Raw genomic sequence first — 458 nt, 5'->3', positions numbered from 1 at the left:
TCCGGCCCCGCGTGCATTGCTTTTCCGGACGATGGCGCTGATCGGAAAAACCACTTTGCCGCGATATTCTCCACTTCAATAACACCGCCCGCGATTTTTGAAAATCGGGGCGATTCCCGCTCTATCTCGGCGCCTGCCGAATTGATACGATCACCGTCGAAGCGTGCGACAAAATCAAACGTGGAGATAAGCGAAATGAGCCAATACGGGCCATTGAAATTGCATGTACCGTAGCCAACCGGGCGACCGGGCTGTAAAACCGATTTTTCCTACCTGCTGCTGTCCCCGGCGGGCAAGCTGCGCAAACCTCCGATCGACGTCGCGCCAGTCGATACCAGCGACCTGGCCTATGGCCTGGTGCGGGTGATCGACGACGACGGCCGCGCGGTCGGCCCCTGGGCGCCCGAGCTCGATCGCGACCGGCTGCGCGCCGGCATGCGCGCGATGCGCGCTTCGTC

The 458-nt window shown here is 61.4% G+C and carries 1 protein-coding gene and 1 pseudogene; both read left to right on the top strand.

All coding sequences use genetic code 11. The features are described from left to right. Positions 1-234 (top strand): hypothetical protein (locus FQ705_RS34385; RefSeq protein ID WP_260854362.1); only part of this gene is annotated, 234 nt, incomplete at its 5' end. 39 nt (positions 235-273) lie between these two features. Next, positions 274-458: pseudogene (locus FQ705_RS01135) on the top strand (3-methyl-2-oxobutanoate dehydrogenase (2-methylpropanoyl-transferring) subunit alpha); the annotation flags it as partial.

Origin of the sequence: Paraburkholderia sp. BCC1884, assembly GCF_900996225.1 — a bacterium.
Lineage (GTDB): Bacteria > Pseudomonadota > Gammaproteobacteria > Burkholderiales > Burkholderiaceae > Paraburkholderia.
The sequence above is the reverse complement of the archived record's forward strand: the minus strand, read 5'-3'. Positions and strand labels throughout refer to the sequence as shown.